This is a genomic window from Psychrobacter immobilis (assembly GCF_904846065.1).
Lineage (GTDB): Bacteria > Pseudomonadota > Gammaproteobacteria > Pseudomonadales > Moraxellaceae > Psychrobacter > Psychrobacter immobilis_H.
This window is the reverse complement of record NZ_CAJGZV010000001.1, coordinates 299749-322521: the sequence shown is the minus strand read 5'-3', so window position 1 is coordinate 322521 and position 22773 is coordinate 299749. Positions and strand designations below refer to the sequence as shown.

Genomic DNA, 22773 nt, shown 5'->3' with positions numbered 1-22773 from the left:
ACTAGCCATTTACTCTGCGCTTGTCTTTGGCGAAAAAATAGCTAAAGACGCCATCAAAGTTTTTGCACAATATCTCAATAGCTTGCTGCCGTGAATAACGCTGTTGATGACAGCCCAATATCAATTCATGTACTTGGGCGGCAGCGACATCAACACAGAGATTAACCTCAAATCTATCAAAAGAGCACTCGGCTGACTGCAACCCTGCTATAAATATTTTGGTCCACTCGTCTCTTATCTCTATGATTAGACTTCCCAACCCGTTACGTTCTATGTTTGAATCAAAGCGCAGACTGTCTTCGAGCAAACGTTGAAATAAAGTGATGTTTTGAAAGGCGGCATCAAAAATCAATGTTAGGCATTCCTGACAACGATCATTGAAATCCTCTTTAGACAGCGTTGGATAGTCTTTAAGCATATCTACCCATGCCATGCGCATCGGCGATAAATAGTTGTCTTTAAGTTGCTTGCTTAACACCTGCTGCAACGCATCTAAACTATAAAAATGATTATAAAAACTTGGCTGAGCAATACCTGCGCCTTTCGCGATTTTATTCATGCTCATACCAAGAGCGCCCTCTACGCTATACAGCTGCAAGGCACTTTTGAGTAACGTATGACGCGTTTTCGCCTTTGCCAGCTCGCGTTTTGTTTCCGGTTTTTTAGCACTTACGCTGTTAAGTACATTCACTATCAATCTGCCCCAACTTAATCTATAAAACAATTGTTATTTCAACTATAAGGCTATAGTCATTTAAACAAGAAGTCTATCACTAAATATTTAACCTTACTCATTCTTGATGATTCGTTTTAACCCATCCTAAAACAATCATAAAAAATAGCCGCCATATTTATGATGACAGCTACTTTTTTTATTCCTATATTTACAGCGTGTGATGACGTCATTTTTTATAAATCATTGCCAGACTTGTTGTTTCTCTTTACGTATGTCACTGATAAAACACTTCATTCATTACACAAATGGACGCTGCATAACATAGCTGTGCAGATTTCAATAATGGAGCAACACTCTCAACATTGCATATACAGACATGGCGATGGTGAGCACTTATATTAGATATCACCAGTTAGCTGATTCATAAGTACTGATAGCAGCTGAGTAAAATGTCGATTAAAGACAGATGGAATAATTGTCTCAATAACCAACTTTATAATAAAAGAAGGAACATAAAAATGAACGAACATACTCTAAAAGGTGAATGGAACCAAATAAAAGGCTCAGTAAAGCAAAAATGGGCTGATCTTACTGATGATGATTTATTACACGTTGAAGGTAGCCGTGATAAATTGGTCGGAAAAGTTCAAGAACGTTATGGTCATAGCAAAGATGATGCTGAACGTGAAGTAGACGCATGGCGTACTGAACATAAATACTAAGTTATTGTAATTTCAAAAAACAAAAAACCGTATATTGCCTATACGGTTTTTTTATTACTAGCACTTCATCTAAATTTCGACAAATATATTTAGCGAAGTTTCTAGAAGCTAAATCAAATATCGATTACTTTAGGGATTAGGCTTTTCTCAAAGTCTAGACACAATAAAACCGCATAGCAATTAACTGTTATGCGGTTTTATTGTTAACCATCCATGTTACCTATCACCACTGTTTCCCATGCATCCTTGCATAATATTCAGCATATTGTGATACTGGGCATCCTGCCCTTTTTACTACAACTACCAGCATTAACTACTGATAGCAGCAAAGGGTATGTGTCCTTACTCCACTTATCATTATCATCCTGATGCTAATAAGTGAATCATTATCCTTAATGCGGTCAACTCAATCCTTGAGTCACATTCCCTAATGCCGTGTGACTATAATGCCTAATTCCTAACCTGATGTTAAGTCGCGTAAGCGTCATTACGTGTAAGCATATGCTTACATGATTCATATTCGTTACCCTGATTACAACTTATTAACGCAAAAGACACTAATCATCAAGCTTTGTCCATTATGATAGATAATGTAAGAAAATATTTCAAAGCGCATAATGGTAATGACGATGGTAACAATTAATTTGCCAGTAAGTTATGAATACGATTATATGAACAATTTATAGAGTGCGTACGTGCTCGGCTATCACCAGCAATGATGCGACGGGTAATTTAAAAATATTATAGGATATTGGATCATGAAAACTCTAAAGCCTTTCTCATTTAAGACCATTATATCTACTGGTCTTGCGATTGCATTATTGGGCACTACAGTTGGGTGTACCGTCGTCGGTCCAGGATATGATAATTATCCAGTATATGGTGGTAATGATGATTATGGTAACACTGACTATAACCGTATTAGTCAAAAGCTACGCGCTGATCTGCGCCGTAAAGGCTATCAGGTTATGGATATCAAATCCGATAACTACCGTGGCAATCGCATAATGACCGCTTATGCCAAAAAGAACAACCAAGCATACGAGCTAAAATACACGTATCCTGATCTAAAACTTATTAGCTCAAATAAAAAAGTTTGGTCTAATGTTTGGCAAGACGATAGATATGACAAAGACCATTACAAGAAAGACAAATATAAAAATAATGGCAAGCATAAGAATAATAAGCACTATAAGAATGACGATATCGAAGATAGCATTAAAAGAGACTCGCGTTATCCAGCAATTAAACAACGTGCAATCAATAAAATACAAGGCATGGGCTATCGGGTCAAAGACATTGAGCTGGAAGAAAAGAACGGACGCGGCGTGTTCGAGATTGAAGCCAAGCGCGGCTCGCAAGAGTATGAAATACGACTTGGTTACCCAAATTTAAATGTGATTAAGATTGAAAAAGACTAGGGCATGTCTTCCATTCAATTGATAGTTATAGTCAATCCTATATAAATCAGATACGGTATCAGGCTCGCTTAGTCTACTACTTATAGTACTTTCGCTTGCCTTCCTTGAATCTAAATTATATTGAACCGACTATATCTAAGTGCGCTAAAAATGAAATTAGTGAAATAAAGCTATTAAATAAAGTTTTGGCATCATTGATTACTTGATGCCTTTGGTCAAATAAGCCAGCCCTTGGTTTATTTGACCCTTTTTTATAAGATCAGCAAAAACATCTTTGACATCATAAGAGGATTTGATGAACCACCATACTTTATTAAAAACCACTACTAGCGCCAGTATGATTGCAGTGTTGCTGACGATAACGACTGGCTGTGTCACCGCACCTGGTTATAATGCTTACGGCGACCTTTATGAAGATATTTATAAAGACAGTAAAGTCTACAAAAAGCACAAGAAGACCATCAACTCCATTGATAAAGAGCTTTATCAGCCTGCTATCGAGCAAAGGGCTGCCAATAAAGTCAGCAATATGGGTTATCGAGTCAAAGACGTCAAATACAAAAAAGGTGACAGTAAAATAAAAGTAAAAGCCAAACACGGCAGTGAAGATTACAAAATCGAGCTTGGCTATCCGAGTTATAACGTGATTAAGATCAAAGAGGACTGATAGCTAACCCTAAAAGTCTAATACTTCAATCACATCATAGGCAGGTGTTTCATAAGGATGCGCCTGCTTTAACGCCTCGACGACTTGTTTAATATCAGCATCAGCCACTACCATTTCTACCCGCCATTCCTCAACGGTTTCCAGTCGATCATGTGCTCCAATATTCGGATTACTGCCTGCCAGTGGCCTAAATTGCCCTGTCCCCTGCACTTGCCAACAGCACTGTTCATAATTGCCAATCGTCCCAGCGCCTGCCGAAAATAAAGCGGACTTTACCTGCTCTAATGCTGTATCTGGAATAAAAACCGTCAATTTATACATGTATTACTTCCTTCAAGTCTATTTAGAAAAACAGCCATCAACTATCAATCTTGCTATTTTTTGGATAACGAAGGATGGGCTGTCCAAATGTAGCGCAATAACCACTCTTTTGCCTCGCCCGCATAATCAATGCCAATCCGTGGACGCAGCGATACTGGCGGCTTGCAACCGTCTTCTTCTATCCAAACGGCTGATGCTGGATGAATAGATTTGCCATACAAGTCACGGTCGATTTGTAATCGCTTGGTCAGCTTACCGGGACCAGCGAACTGCTTGGGATGAATCAGTTGTTGATCTAAGCTCAATAATTGCTCATCTCGCAAGCGGCCACTATCTTCTGCTAAAAACCCCGCACGTATCAGCACCGACTCAGGGGAGTCGATAGCACCACTGATTAAATTGAGCATATGATGGACGCCATAAGTCAAATACACGTAAAAAACACCACCTTGCTCATACATGATTTCAGTGCGCGGCGTTCGACTGCCAGCATGTGAATGACAAGCGGGATCGCCCGCACCGATGTAAGCTTCGGTTTCTGAGATACGCATACGTAGTATTTTAGGCGTGCCATCCGTATCTAACAGCTTTCTACACAGCACTTTACCTATTAAGTCAGCAGCGACCACACAGGTTGGTCGAGTAAACCATGATGGCGCTAAAATAGTAGGCTGCGCCGTGGAAGTTTGAGACGTTGACATTAGTAATGACCTTTTATGCTTTTATATCATTGAATAATTAATAAGTTATCATAAAATTAAGAAAAGGTATGGCACACAGTGTTTAAGGAATGTTTAAACAAACCTTGCAAGGTCGATATAGCATTCAAAAAGATGATTTCTGCTGAATGAATAAGCATAAAAAAGGAAGAATGAGGTAACATTGGAATGAGGAATGAAACGTAAACTTAGACAAAAAGGAAGTCAAAAAATGAAAGGGATTACACGCTTCTCGAATAGCTTGATGGAAAAATATTTACCAGATCCATTTCTGTTCGTCATTATTTTAACCTTGGTTATTTTTGTAATGGGCTTAGGTTTAACCGACTCTTCACCGGTACAGATGGTGGCGTTTTGGGGTGAAGGCTTCTGGGCTTTGCTGGCATTCTCAATGCAAATGGTGTTGGTGCTAGTAACTGGTTTTGTATTAGCAAGCAGCCCCATATTTAAAAAAGGGCTGGGTAAACTTGCCAGTTTCGCAAGCTCGCCAGGTAGTGCGATTATACTGGTCACCTTAGTATCGCTTGCAGCAAGCTGGATTAATTGGGGATTTGGCTTGGTCATTGGGGCATTATTTGCCAAAGAGCTGGCGAAGCGTGTCGAAAATGTCGATTACCGTTTATTGATTGCCAGCGCCTATTCTGGATTTATCATTTGGCATGCCGGATTCTCTGGGTCGATTCCATTATCCATTGCAACAGCAGGCCATCCCTTCGTTGATAAAATCGGTGTTATTCCAACAAGTGCGACCATCTTTGCTAGCTATAACCTAATTATCGTCGCAGCATTGGTTATTATCGTCCCTTTATTAAACCGTCTGATGATGCCAAAAAAAGAAGATACGATTACGGTAGATCCAAAACTTCTAGTAGATCCTATCCCTGAGGATCTGCCAGCCAAATCGGATATGACACCAGCAGAACGCTTAGAAAACAGCTGGATTTTATCAATGGTCATTGGCGTATTGGGCATCGCCTTTATCGTGTATTATTTCGCACAGAACGGTTTTGCTCTAACGCTCGACTTGGTTAACTTTATGTTCTTGTTTCTTGGTATTATATTTCACGGTACACCTCGCAAGTATTTGATTGCAGTTCAAGAAGCGGTTAAAGGTGCAGGCGCTATCATCGTCCAATTTCCTTTTTATGCAGGCATTATGGGAATGATGACAGCTTCGGGGTTGGCAGGTGTGATGTCAGAAGCGTTTGTCAACGTTTCAACAGCGGAGACGCTACCACTTTTTGCTTTCCTCAGTGCAGGACTCGTCAACTTTTTTGTTCCTTCAGGTGGTGGACAATGGGCAGTACAAGCACCAATCATGTTAGAAGCGGCGGAAATGTTGGGTAGTGATCCGTCACGAGTTGCTATGGCTGTAGCATGGGGTGATGCTTGGACAAATATGATTCAGCCATTTTGGGCATTACCAGCACTGGCGATCGCAGGTCTAAAAGCCAAAGATATCATGGGTTTTTGTGTCATCGTGCTGATTGTCAGTGGTGTTGTGATTGGTTTAGGACTCTTGTTTTTATAATAAATCCTATAACTCCAACATTAACTATTTTAATAAAGAGGTTGTTCTTATCTTTAGATAATAATGAAGTAAATCAAATAGCAGTGGAGCTATTCAGAATAGCCATATTTGATAATAACGACTACCTTTAGGTCAAAGCCTTTATATTATTAGTCGTAAGATAAACACGAAGATTAATTTAAAATCACAAAAAAACTGAGCACATGGCTCAGTTTTTTTTACGCTAAAGATTGACCTGCAGTGCAGTGCCAATCAAACATCTAGCTTAATGGCACACCAATACGGTTAGCCACTTCTTCATAAGCTTCAATGACATCGCCTAATGATTGACGGAAGCGGTCTTTATCCAGCTTCTTCTTAGTCGTCTTGTCCCAAATACGGCAGCCATCTGGTGAAAACTCATCCCCTAAGACGATACGGTCATGGAACACACCAAATTCTAGTTTGAAATCAACCAGTATCAAATCACCTGCTTCGAATAACGCCTTTAACACTTCATTTACTTGATGAGTCAGCTCTTCCATTCTTGCCAGTTGTGCTTCGGTTGCCCAGCCAAGAGACACAGCAAGTGACTCATTGACCATTGGATCACCCAGCGCATCATCTTTATAAAACAGCTCATAAGTAGGTGGCGTCAATGCTTGCCCTTCTTCTAAGCCTAAACGACGCACCAAACTGCCCGCAGCAAAGTTACGCACCACGCACTCAACCGGAATCATATCCAAACGCTTGACCAATACTTCATCTTCAGACAATTGCTTTTCAAAATGCGTTTCGATACCAGCATCAGCCAATTTTTGCATGATGAAAGCATTAAAACGATTATTGACGACGCCTTTGCGGGCTAACTGTTCAATACGCTTGCCATCAAGCGCTGAAGTATCATCACGGAAATGTAGAATCAAAAGATCATTATCTTCAGTTTCATAGACAGATTTGGCTTTGCCTTTATACAGCAGTTGTTGCTTTTGCATTATGGGAATTCCTGTTCGTTCAAGCTTATGTGGTAAAAACGCGCAGCGACCGCTGATTTTTGTATGACAGAATGAATAATATTTACATTAATCACTGTAAAATGTCAGCGGTATAAATAAGGGAATAGCTTTAATTCGAAGGACTACTGACAGCGCGCTCAGGCTTCGGTAGCTGGTACTGATTACCTGATTCGTTCTGTAATTTCAGCGTATTTGCACCAGCATTAGGAGTTGCATACAAAGGTACAAAAGGCGCTGGTTCTTTGTTAGCAGGCAGCTCTATTGGCACAAGCTTCTTGCTTTGCTGATATTCTAAGCTACCATTGTCACGCTTACCAAGTAAGTTTTTAGCACTTTGGCAACCGCTCAATACTAAAGTACTTCCCAATATTAAGGTCAGCAGCGCAGGGAATATTTTTGCAGTCGGTGATGATGTTTTCATCATATTATCTCTCTGAGTTAGCATTTACACGCATCATTTTATAATAAGTTCGCACGCACCAAGGCGTCATCAATAGTGGCATGATGTTGTTCAGCCAACCATACCAAAGGCAGACGAATACCAGTATCTATCATACCCATTTTATGAAGCGCATATTTTGCTGGGATAGGACTTGACTCAATGAACAAGTCACGGTGTAAATGCTTGACCACATCATGTACTTTATGAGCCGCATCAAAATCACCACGAAGCGCCGCTGTAAAAGTCTCGCTCATCGCTTTCGGGGCGACGTTGGCAGTGACTGAGATATTACCTTTACCACCAAATGTCATCAAATCAAGCGCCGTACTGTCATCGCCAGATAGCACGACGATTCTATCGCCCACTGCTTTGATCAATTGCTCACCGCGAGCAATAGAGCCTGTGGCATCTTTAATCGCGACGATATTATCGATATCAGCCAGACGTTCTACCGTCTCTTGTGCAATATCAACGACCGTACGTCCTGGCACATTATAGAGCATCTGTGGGATATTCACCGCGCGCGCGATAGCCTTATAATGTTGGTATAAGCCTTCTTGTGGCGGCTTGTTATAATAAGGCGCAACCAATAAGGCACAATCTGCACCAGCGTTGGCAGCATCTTGGGTCAGCTTAATGGCTTCCATCGTATTATTGGCACCTGTTCCAGCAATCACTGGTACACGACCTTTGACATGCTGAACAAAGTAGCGAATAACATCGCTGTGCTCTTGCATAGATAATGTCGCTGACTCGCCAGTAGTACCAACGGCAACGAGACAATGCGTGCCTTGCTCAATCTGCCAATCTATGAGATCCGCCAGACGTTTATAATCGACCGTGCCGTCAGGATGCATGGGCGTTACCAAGGCTACCATTGAGCCTTGTAGTCGGGTTTTGATCTCGTCGTATGCTGTGCTCATAACCGTGCCTTACTGTATTATCCTAGCTTTTTTCAAAGCTGTCACATGATAGGTCGTTGGCAAGTGTCAATGATTATATCTACGCCTGTACTCACATTGTGTACATTCATAGGCGCCATTGGCAATATCTTGCTTGATATTAATGCTGAGTATTTTTTATGATCAATCTTTTTCTATGATAAAAGCGTTCGCAATATAGATGCTCAAAGCCGTCTTGGCTTTATTTTTGCCAATGACCGACAACGCTTATTTAATACTAAAAATAGAATAATAAAAACGCCTGCTAGTGTAGCATATTTTGATTTGACCGCTATCAATCAATTAACGTTCAATCAATTAACGTTCAATCAATTAACGTTCAATCAATTAACGTTCAATCAATTAACGTTCAATCAATTGAATTGCTGACATGCCATTACAACCTACAAACCAACAGCCTTATTATTCGACTCTCAGTTTAGCGCAATGAATCAGCGCTGATAAGTCTTTTGAATCATGTTAACGAATCGTCAACACATCGATAGTGGGGCGATACAAGCGAAAAGGCAGCCCTCGTGTACCGATACCGCTACTGACAAATATCTGCGCACTGCCATGTTGGTATAAACCCCGCTGCTTACCCATGCGGCTATTATTCAACAGGGTTGACTGCTCGCTACTACGCTCAATATTTTTTTGTTTTTGTGCCAACCATATATTTTTTTGAATCGCCTTTGCTGCACCAGTAATCAATAGTGGTCGTGGCTGTAAGGATTTTGGCAAATCGCTAATACTATCAAATCGTGAAGCCAAGATGATGACGGGCTTCGTGGTATTAGCAATTTCAGCACCAAGTGCGGCTTTATCAGACGCATTTGCCTCTTCAATATCAGCAAACTGTTTAGGAACATCTTGCCAGCCGCAAAGCACGGCGACGGTTGGGCTATTTTCCAAATTTTGCTGTCTAAAACCCTCTTTATTATTTTTAGAATAGCTCGCACTGGGCATTACTGGAAGCGCATTAGTAGCCCCAGTACATTTGAGCGGCAGCGATGTGCACTGCTGACCGATATAGCTGATATCAAGCACATCAAAGGCACTGGACAACGTATCTTCTAATAACGGCTGTCCTTGCTTGGTCGTATTAATCGATTGATAACGCAAGTCTGAGGTACTCATCACTGTATAAATAGGCTTATTAACCCCTTTAAACAACATGAGCTGACCCACTAAATCAGCACTTGGGTAATACAACCAGTCGCCTGTAATCAGCACCGCATCTGCTGGTAACGCATTGATGGTAGCAACCAGTTTACGAATATGACGCGGCTTGCCGCTATACAAGCCAATGCGTAAATCAGCCAATACGGCAACCGTCAGCGGTGTGGATAAATCTAAGTCGATTGCATGGTGATCTAAACGTAAACGATTGGGTTGTATCACCACAGTATAAAAATAGAACCCCATTGCAAATACAGCCACTAGCACGAGTGGCAGTGATAGCTGTGCAAGTATCGGCAGCATGTCTTGCGACCAACCTATCACCAACAGCAAAGCCCAAACGGGCATAGTATAGGCAGCATAATATAGTGCCAATTTAAACCAAATACGCATAAAACGTTTGGTAGGATTGGCATTGAACGTTTGTAATCCTGACCACAGTATAATATACGCAAGCAATACTGCTGTCGTAGAGATACTTAGGATATAAAGAGCATGGTCAGTCATAATTACCTGATGGTTACGGGAGGGTATGAGCCGAGCAACTGGCTTACCCTATATTAGAACGTATAGAGCGATAAATAAATCGCTCCATGAATAAGTTAGTGACAGTATTGGAGCGTTTTGAGTCATGGGTAAAAAAATCAGCCATTATAGGGGTCGAGCTCTATCATAGACAAGTAGAATTATTGACGCGACTGTTATGCCATGCTCAGTTGCTGCCCCGACTACCCATTACCCATTACCCCTACTAAGCTATCAAAGCTTACTCAATACGTAAACCAATAATCGCGGGAATACCTTGGCGGATAATTTCAATGGTCACTACGCCTTTTTTGGGCAATGATGAAATCGCGCTTGAAAAATCTGTGACCTTTTTAATTGGCTTTTGGTGAAAATTGGTAATCACATCACCTGCCAACAGACCTGAGCGCGCCGCCAATCCCGTTGGGTCAACTGTGGTGACCAAAATACCTGTCTTATTATCCACTGCGATTTCTGCTTGCTCATCAGCGGTCAAGTTACGTAAACGCAAGCCTAACTGCACCTCATCATTCTGCTGATCGCCGCCTTGTGCTCTCACATCATTGGGCGCATAAGTGAGTTTGCCGCTGATGGTCATCTGCTTACCATTACGCTGAATCTGTGCGCGGAAGCTATCGCTCGGTTTGGCACGATTGAGCAAGTTTAATAAATCTGAGGCGCGCATAATTTGCACTTCATTATATTGCAAAATGATATCGCCAGGTTTTAGACCAGCTTTTTGTGCAGGTGAGTCTGGTGATACCCTTGTCAGTAGCGCACCTTGAGGACGATCTAGATTATAAGCTTCTGCTAAATTGCGATCGATGTCCTGCGGATAAATACCTAAATAAGCACGTACCACTTCGCCATCGGTTTTTAGCTGCTCGTAAATATCCATCGCCGCATCAATCGGAATGGAAAACGACAGACCCATGTAACCACCAGTACCACTAAAGATACGCGAATTAATACCAATCACTTCACCGCGCTGATTAAATAGTGGACCGCCTGAGTTACCAGGGTTCAATGCCACGTCTGTTTGGATAAATGGCACGCTGGTATCGCGTGAAAAACTGCGTGATTTAGCACTGACAATGCCCGCCGATGCTGAGTAATCAAAACCAAATGGCGAACCAATGGCTAGTACTGGTTCCCCTACTTTCAGAGCATTTGAGTCGCCGATAGGCAAAGCAGGAAATTGGTTGCCCGAGACTTTTAGTACAGCCACATCAGAGCGCTCATCACTACCAATCAAGGTTGCATCAAGCTCCGTTCTATCGTTAAGAGTGACAGTGATTTTATCAGCGCCCTCCACCACATGATGGTTGGTCAGCATATAACCATCGGCTGTGACAAAAAAGGCCGTGCCATAAGCATGCTCAATCGCTGGCGTGGCAGCCTGATCAGGAATACGTAAACGATCACCAAAGAACTGCCGTAACAATTCGGCTGTTTGGGCTTTGGCAAGCTCAGCCTCGCTGACGGTCTTGGTGACATTTACGCGGGCAACGGCTGGGGTAACTTGCTGTACTAAGTCAGAAAAATCTGCCGTGGTGACGACAGCTTGAGCGCTTGCCATGGCGGTGGCAGTGACGCCAGTAACCATCGAGGTACTGACAGCAAGCACCAGCGCACTACGTTTTAACCAATGCGGCACATAAAACTTAGATTGCGCTGTAAGCATATTGATAGGCATGTTGTCCTCCATATAAGTAATCGTTGTTATTTTTAATGGTTATGTTTTGGCTACTATCGCTAGTGACGTGTATACGATATTTTAATTTTAACCAAGTCCGTATATGACAAACGTTGCATCGGCACTGAATGTTATGACGGCCAACCTTTTTAGTCGCTATCTAGTCGTTTATTAGGTTACTGTTTTTTATACCCTTATGCCATCGACCATTCGCCTTTCCTTATATAAAAACCCCAAAACAATGATAATCCTCGCTAGGTGCATGATAAAGACGGCTACTGTATGATAAGTCATCGTGCTGTTTTGTCATTATTTCAATTATGTAGGATAACCCAAGGCGCAATTATTTGACCCAGTTATTGTATATTTTTATCGCTGCCTACTGATATCGTGCTAGATACGGCCTTGCTCAGCATGAAATAAAAGCATGTTATGATAGCAAGCCAAATAACTTTTTAAGCAAACTAAAGTCTATAAATAATCATTATTGACTATTGTTTTATAAAGCTGGCTATTATCACCCTTATTGTTCATCTTTTGCATTACTAGAATAATGCGATGGTCGATTCAAGATAAATGGATAAAAAAGTCGCGTGACAGTACTATCAATAATAGACTGAGCGAGCTTGATGCCATATGCGATTTATATGAGATTGACGATTTTTTCTAGTAATGCTTTTGTCTTTACTACTCTATAGTAGTTATATCATATCTGGCTCATGTTGTGATTCATGATGGATACCATTGTCGTCGCTTACGTTTTATAGAGATGTGTCTCTATAGCGAGTAGCGTCAACTTATTACTATACTACTGGCAGCCGCTACTCTAAAAAAGCGGTTGATAGCTATAAAATACGACAAGATTATAAAAGGATCAATTTATGGATACCGCCCTATTATTATCTGGCGTGGTTGGGATCGGCATTGCTGCCCAATGGTTGGCTTGGTATTTAAAGCAACCGTCCATTTTATTTTTATTACTGATTGGCATTATCGTGGGCCCAGTGCTGGGAGTCTTCGATCCTGACTTGGTGCTGGGAGAGCTGATGTTCCCCTTCATCTCTTTGGGCGTGGCGATTATCCTATTTGAAGGCTCGCTGACGTTAGAGTTTGACGAGATTAAACAGCATGGCACCGTGGTGCAAATGCTGGTGTCGGTCGGTGTACTTATCACCATTGCTATCGTGGCGTTATCGACTTATCTCTTATTCGATGTCGATCCACTGATTGCTTTGCTGTTCGGTGCGCTCGTGTGCGTCACGGGTCCAACGGTGATTATGCCGCTATTACGTAGTGTGCGTCCCAATAAGACCATCTCTAATATCCTTAAATGGGAAGGTATCATCATTGACCCAATCGGCGCTATTGCCGTGGTTTTGGTCTATGAATACATCATCTCAGGCGGCGAAGCCAGCAGTATCTTATTGTTTGCCAAAATCGTGGTATTAGCGACAGCGATGGGTATGGCAGGCGCTTGGCTGCTTGCCTTCTTGATGCGTCGGCATATGATTCCTGAGTTTTTACGCAATGTCTTTACGCTTGCCTTTGTCTTGGTGTTATTTTCAGTATCGAACCATTTAGAGCATGAATCTGGGCTATTGACAGTCACCGTGTTGGGCGTGGCATTGGCGAATTGGCCAAAATTCCCACGCGATACGATTTTAGAGTTTAATGAATCTTTAACCATCCTTCTTATCTCTGTGCTGTTTATTATCCTTGCAGCACGTGTAGAGCTGGAAAGCTTACTTAGCGTGGGTTTCGCAGGGCTAGTATTACTAGCCATCGTCATGTTTGTGGCGCGACCCTTATCCGTTTGGGCATCGTCTATTGGCTCAAACTTAAAGACCAATGAAAAGCTGATGATCAGTTGGATTGGGCCACGTGGTATCGTCGCTGCAGCTATCTCATCACTGTTTGCTATTCGTCTGCAAGAGTATGATATTCAAGGTGTTGAACTGCTCGTGCCCTTAGTATTCATGGTCATTATTGGCACGGTTATGATTCAGGGCTTGGGGGCAAAAATAGTCGGCAACTTGCTGGGTGTCCGTGAGCCTGAGACCAATGGTATTCTTATCGTCGGCTCAAATCCCATTGCCCTTTTGGTAGCAACTTCTCTAAAAGATCAAGGCTTTGATGTCATCGTCGCACACAACAACTATACCAATATTGCCCGCGCACGCATGAGTGGTCTACGTACTTATTTTGGCAATCCTATCTCTGATCATGCCGATCATCATCTTGACCTGATCGGTATCGGTCGGCTGTTTGCCATGAGTATGGACAAAGAGATGAACACCTTGTCTGAGATTCATTATCGTCATGAATTTGGTGAGCGCAAATTGTACCGTCTCAAGTTCAGCGACGAAAAGGTCAAAAGCGAGCGCGATGATAAGCAAGGTAACTTCCACTCGCAGTGGCTGTTTGGCAAAGACGTCACCTATACCAAACTTGCCAGCATGCTGTCGAAAAAAGCCCGTATCAAGATTACCAACATCACCGACAGCTACAGCTTTGAGCAATACAAAGCCGACAATAAGCAATTCGTGCCGCTGTATACAATCGACAAAGAAGGCAAGCTGCACGTCATTACCGATAAGTTTGATGGCATCGTGCCACGCGATCGCAAACTCATCTCACTGGTGGTAGAAGATGAGGTACAGCCAAAACCTGTCGACGTGACACCTAAACAAGAGCAGGCGCGACTGGCAGCTGATGCTAACTTTGAGTCCAGCTCAAAAGCACCTGAAAAGCGTAAAGAAAAAGAGCTGAGCGATGATAGTGTTGATGCAACAGAACAATCCACTGCCACTGATAGCGACAGCGCTAAAGAAATAATCGCTGAGCAGGCAATCACTGAGCAGAGAGTCGCTGAGCAAAATGCAGATACTGAGGTATCAAACCATTCGAGCAGCAGTGCTGGAACTAAAACCACGCCAAACACCTTGAATGACAAAGTAATAACGTCAAAAGATGAGTCTATTGACGTCGTTAATAAAGGCGTCATGTCAGCCAACTCGACAGCGACTTCGAAGGCAATTCCTAAAAATAAGGTGTCTAACAATAGTAGTACGAATGGTAATGGCAACGCACCTAAAACTAAGAAGGGCGCGCTTGATCCAAATCGTTTACCCGACTCTGGTCAAGATAATACAACCAATGCAAGCTCTAATGGCGATATCACTAAAGACAACATTAACAAAGACAATGTTCAAGAAATTTCAAATAATAAAGCTGTGAATAAACAGGATAAATAATCGTTGCCACAGCTTTGATTTAACACAGTTTTGACAATACCTTTATGACTGTTTTGATACTTTATAGAATATAACAGTCTATAAAACACAAAAGCCCCAACGCAATGTTGGGGCTTTTTATTTGGCTAGGTGATGGCTTTATAAAATCCGTTACGAAACATCAAATCTGCCTTGTACCGCCTGCCATACTCGCGCGCTCACCTCATCGGCGCTGCCTGATGCGTCAATGCGCTGTATCCGTTCGGGGTGCTGAGTCGCCAGCGTGTTAAAGCCTTTATGCACCCAAGTAAAAAATTCGGTCGCTTGCTGCTCAAACCTATCAGCGGCGCTACGTTTATTAGCGCGTGTCATGCCTTCTAATACGGGCAAATCCAGCCACAATGTCAGCTCAGGTAGTTGCGGCACAAACTGCTCGATAAGCGATTCAATTTTGGCTCGTACCACCGCATCGCCATGTGCCCGCCCAAAGCCCTGATAAGCAATGGTAGAATCGGTAAAACGATCGCATATTACCCACGTCCCACGTTGTAGCGCTGGCAGAATCACCTGCTGCATATGGTCGCAGCGCGCCGCAAATAGTAGCAATAGCTCTGTATCATCATTGATGTCGGTCGCAGGGTCCAATAATATAGCGCGCAAACGTTCTGCAAACGGGCTACCACCCGGCTCACGGGTACGCAGATACGCAATATTGTTATCGTCTAAGCGTGTGCACAGCTGCTCAATGGCAGTCGTTTTGCCTACGCCCTCAGTACCTTCAAAACTGATAAAGCGCCCTTGATTGAGTGCGATATCATTGATGTCATTGCTTGTTTTGGGCTGACTTGCTTGCGACTGGACTGTTTGAGATACGTGGTCTTGTATAGATGCTGACATGATATGACCTTATGTCATTGATGAGCGTTATGTCTTTATGTCGTTATGTAGACAGTTGCATAACGCTCATTTCACGATAGGTTTGAAGAAAAGATAGAGGATTAAATTACTGCGGCGGGGTTTGTGATTTTTTCTCACGCATGACGCCGAGATATTCTTTTACCGCTTGATTGTGCGCCGCCAAGCTATTGGTAAATTTGTGCCCGCCATTACCCGTCGCTACAAAGTACAATGCGTCACTATCTGCTGGGTGCAAGGTCGCTTCGATAGAGGCAGCCGATGGTAGCGCGATAGGTGTTGGCGGTAGGCCGTCAATTTGATAGGTGTTATAAGACGTTTTTTCATCAATGTCTTTACGGCGAATGTTGCCTTCATAGCGACTGCCCATACCATAGATGATGGTCGGATCGGTCTGCATTCGCATGCCTTTATCTAAGCGATTTCTAAACACCGCAGAGACCAAAGGACGCTCTTCTGCCACACTGGTTTCTTTTTCGATGATAGAGGCCATCACTAACGCCTCATAAGGCGTCTTATAAGGCAAATTGGGCGCACGATTTTCCCACGCCTCAGTCAATACTTGCTGTTGACGCTTATATAAATCGGTCAGTACCTGCTTATCAGTGCTGCCTTCCCCATAATAATAAGTGTCAGGGGCAAACCAACCTTCAAGATTGTGATTGACGATAGGGTCGCTACTATTAATCACTTCATTTGGCAATATACCGACCAAATCCAACGCTTGAGCAATACCAGCATTGTCTCTATCATTGCCACTATCGTCGGTCAGCACCTCTTTTTTGATGCCTTTATTATCCCGTAACGTCTGATACAAATCTTTAGAGGTTTTGCCTTCGATGATTTGCACTTTTACCATCGATGCTTTTACCCCTTGCCCAAGTATATGTAGCGTTTCAGCAAAGGTAGGGTTTTCTGGTAATTGATAAATACCAGCATGTAAGGGGCCATCGACTTGTGTTTTCATATAGAGCTTGGCAATCGTGGCAGAAAACAGCGGGATTTGCTGTTGCCACTGCGGCAGTAAGCCGTAATAGCTCTGACCCTGCTCAATGGTGACCATTTGCTTTGGCTGCTCAATCCGCCCAAACAATGTCTGATAGACCATCACTAAGAAAAACGCAGCGATAAGCCCCAGCACTAGCAACACTTGATAACCACGCTGCATAAAGAACGATTGATTATCCGCTTTATATTCGCGTGGTTTAGCCGCTCCACTAATGAGTGACACATCTGTCGCTGGCGTTTCCTCTACCCCATCGACTGCTGGTTGCGTGTCCGGTAGTGTGGTATCGACACGCTCCTCAACACTGCTATCTGGTTTATTCGATGGCGTTTCATTAGGGCGTTCAGGAGGCGTTTCAGATGTAGGCTTGCTCATGGCAACTCGCGAGGCAGAAGTTTGCTAGAATTTAGCACTGAACCGTGCGATTTTCAATGGTATTTGCTTAGCTTATCAATTATCTTGGTATTTACGCCTGCTGATATGGGCTAATATTTCTACCTTCTTTTGGTGTTTTTCCTTTTCTCTAATAACGAAAACTGGTTATGAACCTACATTTTAATCAAAGTCTCGCTGCAAACTACAAATCCGAACCTCAAAAAATTCGTGTATTAAGCGAGGATTGGGTTGCTAAGCAAAGTTACTGCCCTAATTGCGATGCTGAACCATTGGCGGAATTTACTAACAACAAGCCTGTCGCTGACTTTTATTGTACAAATTGTAATGAGCAATATGAGCTCAAAAGTAAGCAAGCAAAGTTAAGCAACATTATCAATGATGGCGCTTATGACACCATGATTGAGCGTATCAGTAGCGACAACAATCCTAACTTTTTCTTTTTAACCTATTCTCAAGAATATAGCGTTAACAACTTCCTGATTATTCCTAAGCATTTTTTTAAGCCTGATATGATTGTCAAACGTAAGCCTTTATCAGTCTCTGCTAAACGTGCCGGTTGGGTTGGTTGCAATATTGATTTACGACAAGTGCCCGAATCAGGCAAAGTATTTTTGGTGAAAAACCAGCAAGTCATATCACGCGATAATGTCACCGAGCAATTTCAAAAAACCTTGTTTCTACGTAAGCAATCTACAGCTTCGCGTGGTTGGACACTGGATGTTTGGCAATGTATTGATAGACTGGATGCTAATTTCTCTCTCAATCAGGTTTATGCTTTTGCTGATGAATTACAGCGTAAACATCCTGAAAATAATCACATTAAAGATAAAATCCGTCAGCAATTACAACTATTACGTGATAAAGGAATTATTGAGTTTTTGGGTCGTGGTCACTATCGGAAATTATACTAAGCTTGATTATCATCCCAAAGTGGCAAATAGGCACTTGCCACCAATCGTTCATAGAATTTGTGTGGAGGATAATCCATTTCCAACTCATCATTTACTTTAAAAAAAGTGTCCATATTGTCTTTAATACATTTAAAAGATTTATTTCTTACGTGCATATTCCAGCCTATTAATAATCCTAGTGGCGTACGAGAAGCCTTGGTAAAAGCTTGTCTTTCTACTGTGAGCGCACACATGACAGGTTCATCATGAGGCATTTTATCCACGCCTTGTTCTATGACTTCTTGGCGTATATGCGCATACTTAAATACCCCACCAAACGCTGTATATTTTTTATCTTTCTTAGAATAAACAATATTGAATGCTATCTTCGAATAACCCGCTAAGTGAACGACTTCATCAGGATATTTTTTTGCTTTATGACATATCTCATTAAATAGCATTAAGCGGCGGATTTGTAGCGGAATTCGTTTTTCTTCATAGGTAGTACACATTTTTTATCTCCTGCTAAATAATCTTTGATCAGATACGATTGATTTCTACGTATTTTAAATTATATTAAACGTTTCTCATTGAAGCGCTCAGGTCTTGGTTTTCCCTCATTATCACGGTACACGTCTGCAATTAACTCCTCTCTATCGTCCCATAAAGGTAAACGTGCCGTTGCAACTAAACGGCCATGAAACTTATGCGGTGGATACTCTCCATCAATTTCATCATTGATTTTAAAAAAATGCTCTTCTCGATAATCGACGTAAGCATGCATTCTATTTTTAACATAGTTATTCCAATACCAGACCAGCTGGATAGCTGTACGCGCAGGTTTAGTAAACTGCTTTAAGTTAACTGTCAGCGCACGTGTGACTGGTTCATCGTTAGGAAAAACTCTAATATGCTGCTCGATAACTTCTTCTCTTGTTTCTGCGTACTCAAACACGCCGCCAAACGCGATAAATTTTTTAAAGTCTTTCAAATACATAACACCAAGCGATAATTCAGTGAATCTTGATAAATGAATAATTTCATCAGGTTGTTTTTTTGCTAATTTGCAAATCTCATCAAAAATTAATAGTCGACGGATTTGTAAAGGTATTCGTTCATCTTCGTAGATGTAGTCCATGGATATCTCTCCTTATCAAAACACTATCATTGATCGATTTTCCTTATCGCACAAGTCTACGTAACAAAAGACGATCACTTCTTTTTAAGCGCCTTTACTAACCTAGAATATATAAATACTCAAGAAATTTTGATAAGCATATATCGGGAATAGTAATGATGAAAGTAGATAAAAAACTGAAAAGAGCCTTTCAGATAGAGATTGTCGAGACGTTGAATAATATAGTGGAGGTTAACGCAGAGAACGAGCAAGAAGCACTATTAAAAGTGCGAGATATGTATCGCAATGAAGAAGTTGTTTTGTACCCAGATGACTTTATTGATACCAAGTTTAATATTTTTAAATACGATTAGAATCGCTTAAAATCTCACCACCTCACCCGATAATAACGTCAGGCTACTCATTGGCATCAAACCGCGCAGCGCATTGCAAAAGAATAGCTGGCTTAGTCGTGGCAAATCCTCATCTTTTAATGATCTGATAATGACAGGATGTTTGCTAGTCGATAACGCATCGATAAGCACTTGCCGCATCACGCCAGCGACGCCCGATTGCGCCATGGATGGTGTATACCATTGACCAGTGGTTAGATAGTTTGCATTGTCTTCATAAAGCGGTAGCGTAGACAATTTTTCTGATGCCGTTTTTTCTGATGATAGTGTTGATAAAGGCGAGTCTGATAACTGATAGAAGACATTGCTCATCGTACCTTCAACCCAACGACCACTCATATCTCGTAGCAGCCCCTCACTGATGCTGGGTTTGATATTGTCTTCCGATACTTGGGCTTTGATGCTTTGTAGCTCGCCACTTGCCAGCACATTATCAAGGCGATTGAGGCTTTTGAGTCCGGCTAATAGTGGCGGTAAGCAGGCAAGCTGCGAAGATAGGCAAATGGCAGAACTGATAGGCTGCATCGGGATTAAGCATCCATCAGGCAAGCGTAATTGCTCAGTCGTAGTGACGGTCATCGCAGAGGATTTCAGCCAAATCTCACAAGCGCTACCAGATGCGGTTGGCACATAGCCATAACCACGGACATCTTGCACGGCGCGAGTCACCATCAGCTTCAGCATGCCTTGTTGTAGTTGCTCGGCATGCGTCTGCAATAAAGCCATGACAGAATGACTGTCTAATTCAAGTTGTAAAGCTTCAGCATGGGAAACAAGGCGCTGCTGATGATGAGCCAACCACAGTATCTGCCCATCGATGACCCCCATCGTGGTAAAAAATCCATCGCCATATGCTAACCCACGATTGTCTAGCGATACTGTGTCTGAGATATCCGTCGTAGCACTTGATGGATGTATGCATAGCCAATTATTGAGCGGCATGATAGCAAGCACAGCTTACTTCTTATCTGTTTGGGCAGCAGATTTATTGATGACCAACATACAACTGTAGAACTCACATTTTGCCAGTTCTATTTTTTGACCACCGATGACTTTATTTTTGATAATTTGACCATTAAGCATATCAGAAATCAGTTGTCCGCCCTCATCACCCATCAGTTGGCGGGCAAGCTTATGCGCTTTTTCGGCATGGTTTTGGCTTATCTCTTTTTCTTTATCAGAGTCAGTAGGATTGGCAAAGTACCAGCCCAGTTCGAGATACTTTTCAGAATCAATCAGATCCAAATACGGCGCATCGGTATCCATAAAGCGATATTTGGCGGCTGGATTACTGGCATAGTCGAGGCTGTTCTCATCAGTGCTCATGACCTTGCCAAAAGTCGCTTTGATCTCATCTAAATTATCGACGGTCAGTGACGCTACATTTTTAGTGCCCCATCCCGCAACGTCATATTTCACTTGTGTACCTTGCTGAGCAGTAGCACCGTCTAAGTCGGCTTTCGGCGCAGCATTGTCCTGTACTAGCGCATCGTCAGCGACGGTTTGCTCGCTCATATCGGCATCTTGTTTTTGGGCGTCGTCTTTACTGCTATCACAACCACTGAGCGACACACCGACTGCCATTATCGTACCGACTAAGAGGGTCTGCAGGCTATTATTCCACATGGGCAATTTACTCACACTTTTAGATGATTCTCAAAATAGTATTAACGAGCAGGCAGATAGGCCGCTGATAATGGACATTATATTTTATAAACAAGCGTTCTTATACTTGGTATTGTATGACTCAGTTTGTTATGTCAGTTTCTTATGACTTGGTTTTTGACAGTTCAGTTACTGATAGTTATGCAACTGCCAAAATATCAATATAAAATTTTCATACTCTCTAGTTTACCCAACTGCTTAACACTTGACCACCCTTTACGTTACGGATAACGCTCCCAGACAGTACAGATTTGTTAAAGACATAATCTGTCAAAAAACCTACCTATTCAAGTGTTTACTCATTAGACCACTGATTTGTCAAATATCGCGTTATCCCTTATGATGATTGCATATCAATGCCCTTCCACTGATTAATTTTTGCCTCTTACCGCAAGCAGACCTATTATGACCCAGTATTTTATCGTTATCGGCAATCCCATTGCCCACAGCAAATCCCCTGAAATTCATACGTTATTTGCAGCGCAGACGGGTATTGAGATTAGCTATCAACGCCAATATTGCCCCGATGATGCAGCCAGTTTTACCGCGGTGCTTGAGGCGTTTTTTCAAGGTGGCGGCGTTGGAGCCAACATCACTGTACCTTTTAAGCAAATCGCTTATGACTGCTGCGCGGCGCGCGGTGGTTTATCTGAACATGCCAAGGTTGCAGGCGCAGTCAATACGCTGTTACTAAATAAAGCGCTGGTAAAAAGTGGCGTGCCAATCACCGAGGCATTGTATGGCGATAATACTGACGGACAAGGACTGGTCAATCACATCATAAGTTTGGGTTGGCAATTGAATGGTGCACGTGTGGCACTCATTGGTGCAGGCGGCGCAGCACGTGGGGTGATATTGCCATTAATTGAAGCTGGTATCGCACATCTTACGATTGCCAATCGCACGCTGAGCAAGGCAACAGCGTTAGTCACTGAGCTTAGCGCGGCAAGCACTGCTATTCATGAGCAGCAAATTGAAACTTGTCGCACGACTGAATTAAATGGACCGTTTGATATTATCATCAATGCGACTTCTATTGGTTTATCAGCAGATACGCTACCACTAAGCGACACGCTAAACGGTGATTATGCTTATGACATGATGTATGGACGCCCGCTGCCATTTTTGCAGCATTTTTCTGCACGTGGCGCGCAGATTTCTGATGGCTATGGCATGCTCATCGGGCAAGCAGCGCTAAGTTTTGCGCGTTGGACGGGTCATACGATCGATGTTGTGCAAGCCACTGAAACGCTACACAGTCGTTAATCGAAAATCGACATAAAAAAAGTCGCATGAACTC

General features: G+C 42.3%; 22 protein-coding genes. 8 read left to right on the top strand and 14 right to left on the bottom strand.

Annotated elements, in window-relative coordinates; translation table 11 throughout:
* Position 1 precedes the first annotated feature (1 nt).
* Entirely contained in the window at positions 2-691 is a 690-nt protein-coding gene (locus JMW64_RS01390) for a TetR/AcrR family transcriptional regulator (protein ID WP_201552470.1), read from the bottom strand.
* Between the two features lie 503 nt (positions 692-1194).
* Here JMW64_RS01390 and JMW64_RS01385 point away from each other — a divergent pair.
* The 3 genes from JMW64_RS01385 (at position 1195) to JMW64_RS01375 (ending at position 3486) form a co-directional block, all read left to right on the top strand.
* Positions 1195-1398: a CsbD family protein gene (locus tag JMW64_RS01385; protein ID WP_045443240.1), complete on the top strand. Its 204-nt coding sequence runs from the start codon at positions 1195-1197 to the stop codon at positions 1396-1398.
* 758 nt (positions 1399-2156) lie between these two features.
* Positions 2157-2819, top strand: coding sequence for a PepSY domain-containing protein (locus tag JMW64_RS01380; protein ID WP_201552468.1), 663 nt, complete (start codon positions 2157-2159; stop codon positions 2817-2819).
* A 295-nt stretch (positions 2820-3114) separates the two neighbouring features.
* Entirely contained in the window at positions 3115-3486 is a 372-nt protein-coding gene (locus tag JMW64_RS01375) for a hypothetical protein (protein ID WP_201552466.1), read from the top strand.
* A gap of 9 nt (positions 3487-3495) precedes the next feature.
* Here the strand turns inward: JMW64_RS01375 and JMW64_RS01370 are convergent, their stop codons facing one another.
* Both JMW64_RS01370 and JMW64_RS01365 read right to left on the bottom strand, forming a co-directional pair.
* On the bottom strand, positions 3496-3807 hold the full coding sequence (locus tag JMW64_RS01370; protein WP_201552464.1) for a Nif3-like dinuclear metal center hexameric protein: 312 nt from the start codon (positions 3805-3807) through the stop codon (positions 3496-3498).
* A 53-nt stretch (positions 3808-3860) separates the two neighbouring features.
* On the bottom strand, positions 3861-4508 hold the full coding sequence (locus JMW64_RS01365) for a DNA-3-methyladenine glycosylase (RefSeq protein WP_201552462.1): 648 nt from the start codon (positions 4506-4508) through the stop codon (positions 3861-3863).
* 229 nt (positions 4509-4737) lie between these two features.
* Here JMW64_RS01365 and JMW64_RS01360 point away from each other — a divergent pair, with 229 nt between their 5' ends.
* Positions 4738-6057, top strand: coding sequence for a short-chain fatty acid transporter (locus JMW64_RS01360; protein ID WP_060490252.1), 1320 nt, complete (start codon positions 4738-4740; stop codon positions 6055-6057).
* Between the two features lie 260 nt (positions 6058-6317).
* Here JMW64_RS01360 and purC read toward each other — a convergent pair whose 3' ends face one another.
* The 5 genes from purC to JMW64_RS01335 all read right to left on the bottom strand — a co-directional run bounded on the left by purC (position 6318) and on the right by JMW64_RS01335 (position 11748).
* A complete protein-coding gene (purC, locus tag JMW64_RS01355; RefSeq protein WP_109590721.1) occupies positions 6318-7031 on the bottom strand; it encodes a phosphoribosylaminoimidazolesuccinocarboxamide synthase in 714 nt (237 codons plus the stop codon).
* A gap of 130 nt (positions 7032-7161) precedes the next feature.
* Complete coding sequence (locus JMW64_RS01350) at positions 7162-7476, bottom strand: hypothetical protein (protein ID WP_227685480.1); 315 nt, start codon at positions 7474-7476, stop codon at positions 7162-7164.
* Positions 7477-7511: 35 nt separating this feature from the next.
* Positions 7512-8417, bottom strand: a complete 906-nt coding sequence (gene dapA / locus JMW64_RS01345; RefSeq protein ID WP_201552460.1) for a 4-hydroxy-tetrahydrodipicolinate synthase — start codon at positions 8415-8417, stop codon at positions 7512-7514.
* A gap of 498 nt (positions 8418-8915) precedes the next feature.
* Positions 8916-10124, bottom strand: a complete 1209-nt coding sequence (locus tag JMW64_RS01340) for a metallophosphoesterase family protein (RefSeq protein WP_201552458.1) — start codon at positions 10122-10124, stop codon at positions 8916-8918.
* Between the two features lie 259 nt (positions 10125-10383).
* Positions 10384-11748 carry a Do family serine endopeptidase gene (locus JMW64_RS01335; RefSeq protein WP_406947495.1) on the bottom strand — a complete coding sequence of 455 codons (1365 nt, stop codon included), beginning with the start codon at positions 11746-11748 and terminating at the stop codon, positions 10384-10386.
* A 971-nt stretch (positions 11749-12719) separates the two neighbouring features.
* Here JMW64_RS01335 and JMW64_RS01330 point away from each other — a divergent pair.
* On the top strand, positions 12720-15092 hold the full coding sequence (locus JMW64_RS01330; RefSeq protein ID WP_227694025.1) for a cation:proton antiporter domain-containing protein: 2373 nt from the start codon (positions 12720-12722) through the stop codon (positions 15090-15092).
* Between the two features lie 150 nt (positions 15093-15242).
* On the opposite strand, the gene tmk is transcribed toward JMW64_RS01330, so the two are convergent.
* Positions 15243-15968 (bottom strand): dTMP kinase, encoded by a 726-nt coding sequence (gene tmk, locus JMW64_RS01325; RefSeq protein WP_201552456.1) that lies wholly within the window; start codon positions 15966-15968, stop codon positions 15243-15245.
* Between the two features lie 106 nt (positions 15969-16074).
* Positions 16075-17367: an endolytic transglycosylase MltG gene (gene mltG, locus JMW64_RS01320; protein ID WP_201552454.1), complete on the bottom strand. Its 1293-nt coding sequence runs from the start codon at positions 17365-17367 to the stop codon at positions 16075-16077.
* Between the two features lie 167 nt (positions 17368-17534).
* On the opposite strand from mltG, the gene JMW64_RS01315 reads away from it, so the two are divergent.
* Positions 17535-18299 (top strand): DpnI domain-containing protein, encoded by a 765-nt coding sequence (locus JMW64_RS01315; protein WP_201552452.1) that lies wholly within the window; start codon positions 17535-17537, stop codon positions 18297-18299.
* Here the strand turns inward: JMW64_RS01315 and JMW64_RS01310 are convergent.
* Positions 18296-18790 (bottom strand): hypothetical protein, encoded by a 495-nt coding sequence (locus tag JMW64_RS01310; RefSeq protein WP_201552450.1) that lies wholly within the window; start codon positions 18788-18790, stop codon positions 18296-18298. The genes JMW64_RS01315 and JMW64_RS01310 overlap by 4 nt on opposite strands.
* Before the next feature lie 59 nt (positions 18791-18849).
* A complete protein-coding gene (locus JMW64_RS01305; RefSeq protein ID WP_201552448.1) occupies positions 18850-19416 on the bottom strand; it encodes a hypothetical protein in 567 nt (188 codons plus the stop codon).
* Positions 19417-19571: 155 nt separating this feature from the next.
* On the opposite strand from JMW64_RS01305, the gene JMW64_RS01300 reads away from it, so the two are divergent.
* Entirely contained in the window at positions 19572-19769 is a 198-nt protein-coding gene (locus JMW64_RS01300) for a DpnD/PcfM family protein (protein WP_227694023.1), read from the top strand.
* Between the two features lie 6 nt (positions 19770-19775).
* On the opposite strand, the gene JMW64_RS01295 is transcribed toward JMW64_RS01300, so the two are convergent.
* Positions 19776-20762, bottom strand: a complete 987-nt coding sequence (locus JMW64_RS01295; protein WP_227694021.1) for an aminotransferase class IV — start codon at positions 20760-20762, stop codon at positions 19776-19778.
* A 3-nt stretch (positions 20763-20765) separates the two neighbouring features.
* A complete protein-coding gene (locus tag JMW64_RS01290; RefSeq protein WP_201552446.1) occupies positions 20766-21434 on the bottom strand; it encodes a hypothetical protein in 669 nt (222 codons plus the stop codon).
* A 444-nt stretch (positions 21435-21878) separates the two neighbouring features.
* Here JMW64_RS01290 and aroE point away from each other — a divergent pair, with 444 nt between their 5' ends.
* Entirely contained in the window at positions 21879-22739 is an 861-nt protein-coding gene (gene aroE / locus JMW64_RS01285; RefSeq protein ID WP_201552444.1) for a shikimate dehydrogenase, read from the top strand.
* Positions 22740-22773: the final 34 nt, after the last annotated feature.

Bases quoted from the DNA above. Each gene is read 5' to 3' on its own strand.
- JMW64_RS01385 (WP_045443240.1), top strand. From the start codon at position 1,195: ATGAACGAACATACTCTAAAAGGTGAATGGAACCAAATAAAAGGCTCA.
- JMW64_RS01380 (WP_201552468.1), top strand. From the start codon at position 2,157: ATGAAAACTCTAAAGCCTTTCTCATTTAAGACCATTATATCTACTGGT.
- JMW64_RS01375 (WP_201552466.1), top strand. From the start codon at position 3,115: ATGAACCACCATACTTTATTAAAAACCACTACTAGCGCCAGTATGATT.
- JMW64_RS01370 (WP_201552464.1), bottom strand. From the start codon at position 3,807: ATGTATAAATTGACGGTTTTTATTCCAGATACAGCATTAGAGCAGGTA.
- JMW64_RS01365 (WP_201552462.1), bottom strand. From the start codon at position 4,508: ATGTCAACGTCTCAAACTTCCACGGCGCAGCCTACTATTTTAGCGCCA.
- JMW64_RS01360 (WP_060490252.1), top strand. From the start codon at position 4,738: ATGAAAGGGATTACACGCTTCTCGAATAGCTTGATGGAAAAATATTTA.
- purC (WP_109590721.1), bottom strand. From the start codon at position 7,031: ATGCAAAAGCAACAACTGCTGTATAAAGGCAAAGCCAAATCTGTCTAT.
- JMW64_RS01350 (WP_227685480.1), bottom strand. From the start codon at position 7,476: ATGATGAAAACATCATCACCGACTGCAAAAATATTCCCTGCGCTGCTG.
- dapA (WP_201552460.1), bottom strand. From the start codon at position 8,417: ATGAGCACAGCATACGACGAGATCAAAACCCGACTACAAGGCTCAATG.
- JMW64_RS01340 (WP_201552458.1), bottom strand. From the start codon at position 10,124: ATGACTGACCATGCTCTTTATATCCTAAGTATCTCTACGACAGCAGTA.
- JMW64_RS01335 (WP_406947495.1), bottom strand. From the start codon at position 11,748: ATGGTTACTGGCGTCACTGCCACCGCCATGGCAAGCGCTCAAGCTGTC.
- JMW64_RS01330 (WP_227694025.1), top strand. From the start codon at position 12,720: ATGGATACCGCCCTATTATTATCTGGCGTGGTTGGGATCGGCATTGCT.
- tmk (WP_201552456.1), bottom strand. From the start codon at position 15,968: ATGTCAGCATCTATACAAGACCACGTATCTCAAACAGTCCAGTCGCAA.
- mltG (WP_201552454.1), bottom strand. From the start codon at position 17,367: ATGAGCAAGCCTACATCTGAAACGCCTCCTGAACGCCCTAATGAAACG.
- JMW64_RS01315 (WP_201552452.1), top strand. From the start codon at position 17,535: ATGAACCTACATTTTAATCAAAGTCTCGCTGCAAACTACAAATCCGAA.
- JMW64_RS01310 (WP_201552450.1), bottom strand. From the start codon at position 18,790: ATGTGTACTACCTATGAAGAAAAACGAATTCCGCTACAAATCCGCCGC.
- JMW64_RS01305 (WP_201552448.1), bottom strand. From the start codon at position 19,416: ATGGACTACATCTACGAAGATGAACGAATACCTTTACAAATCCGTCGA.
- JMW64_RS01300 (WP_227694023.1), top strand. From the start codon at position 19,572: ATGATGAAAGTAGATAAAAAACTGAAAAGAGCCTTTCAGATAGAGATT.
- JMW64_RS01290 (WP_201552446.1), bottom strand. From the start codon at position 21,434: ATGTGGAATAATAGCCTGCAGACCCTCTTAGTCGGTACGATAATGGCA.
- aroE (WP_201552444.1), top strand. From the start codon at position 21,879: ATGACCCAGTATTTTATCGTTATCGGCAATCCCATTGCCCACAGCAAA.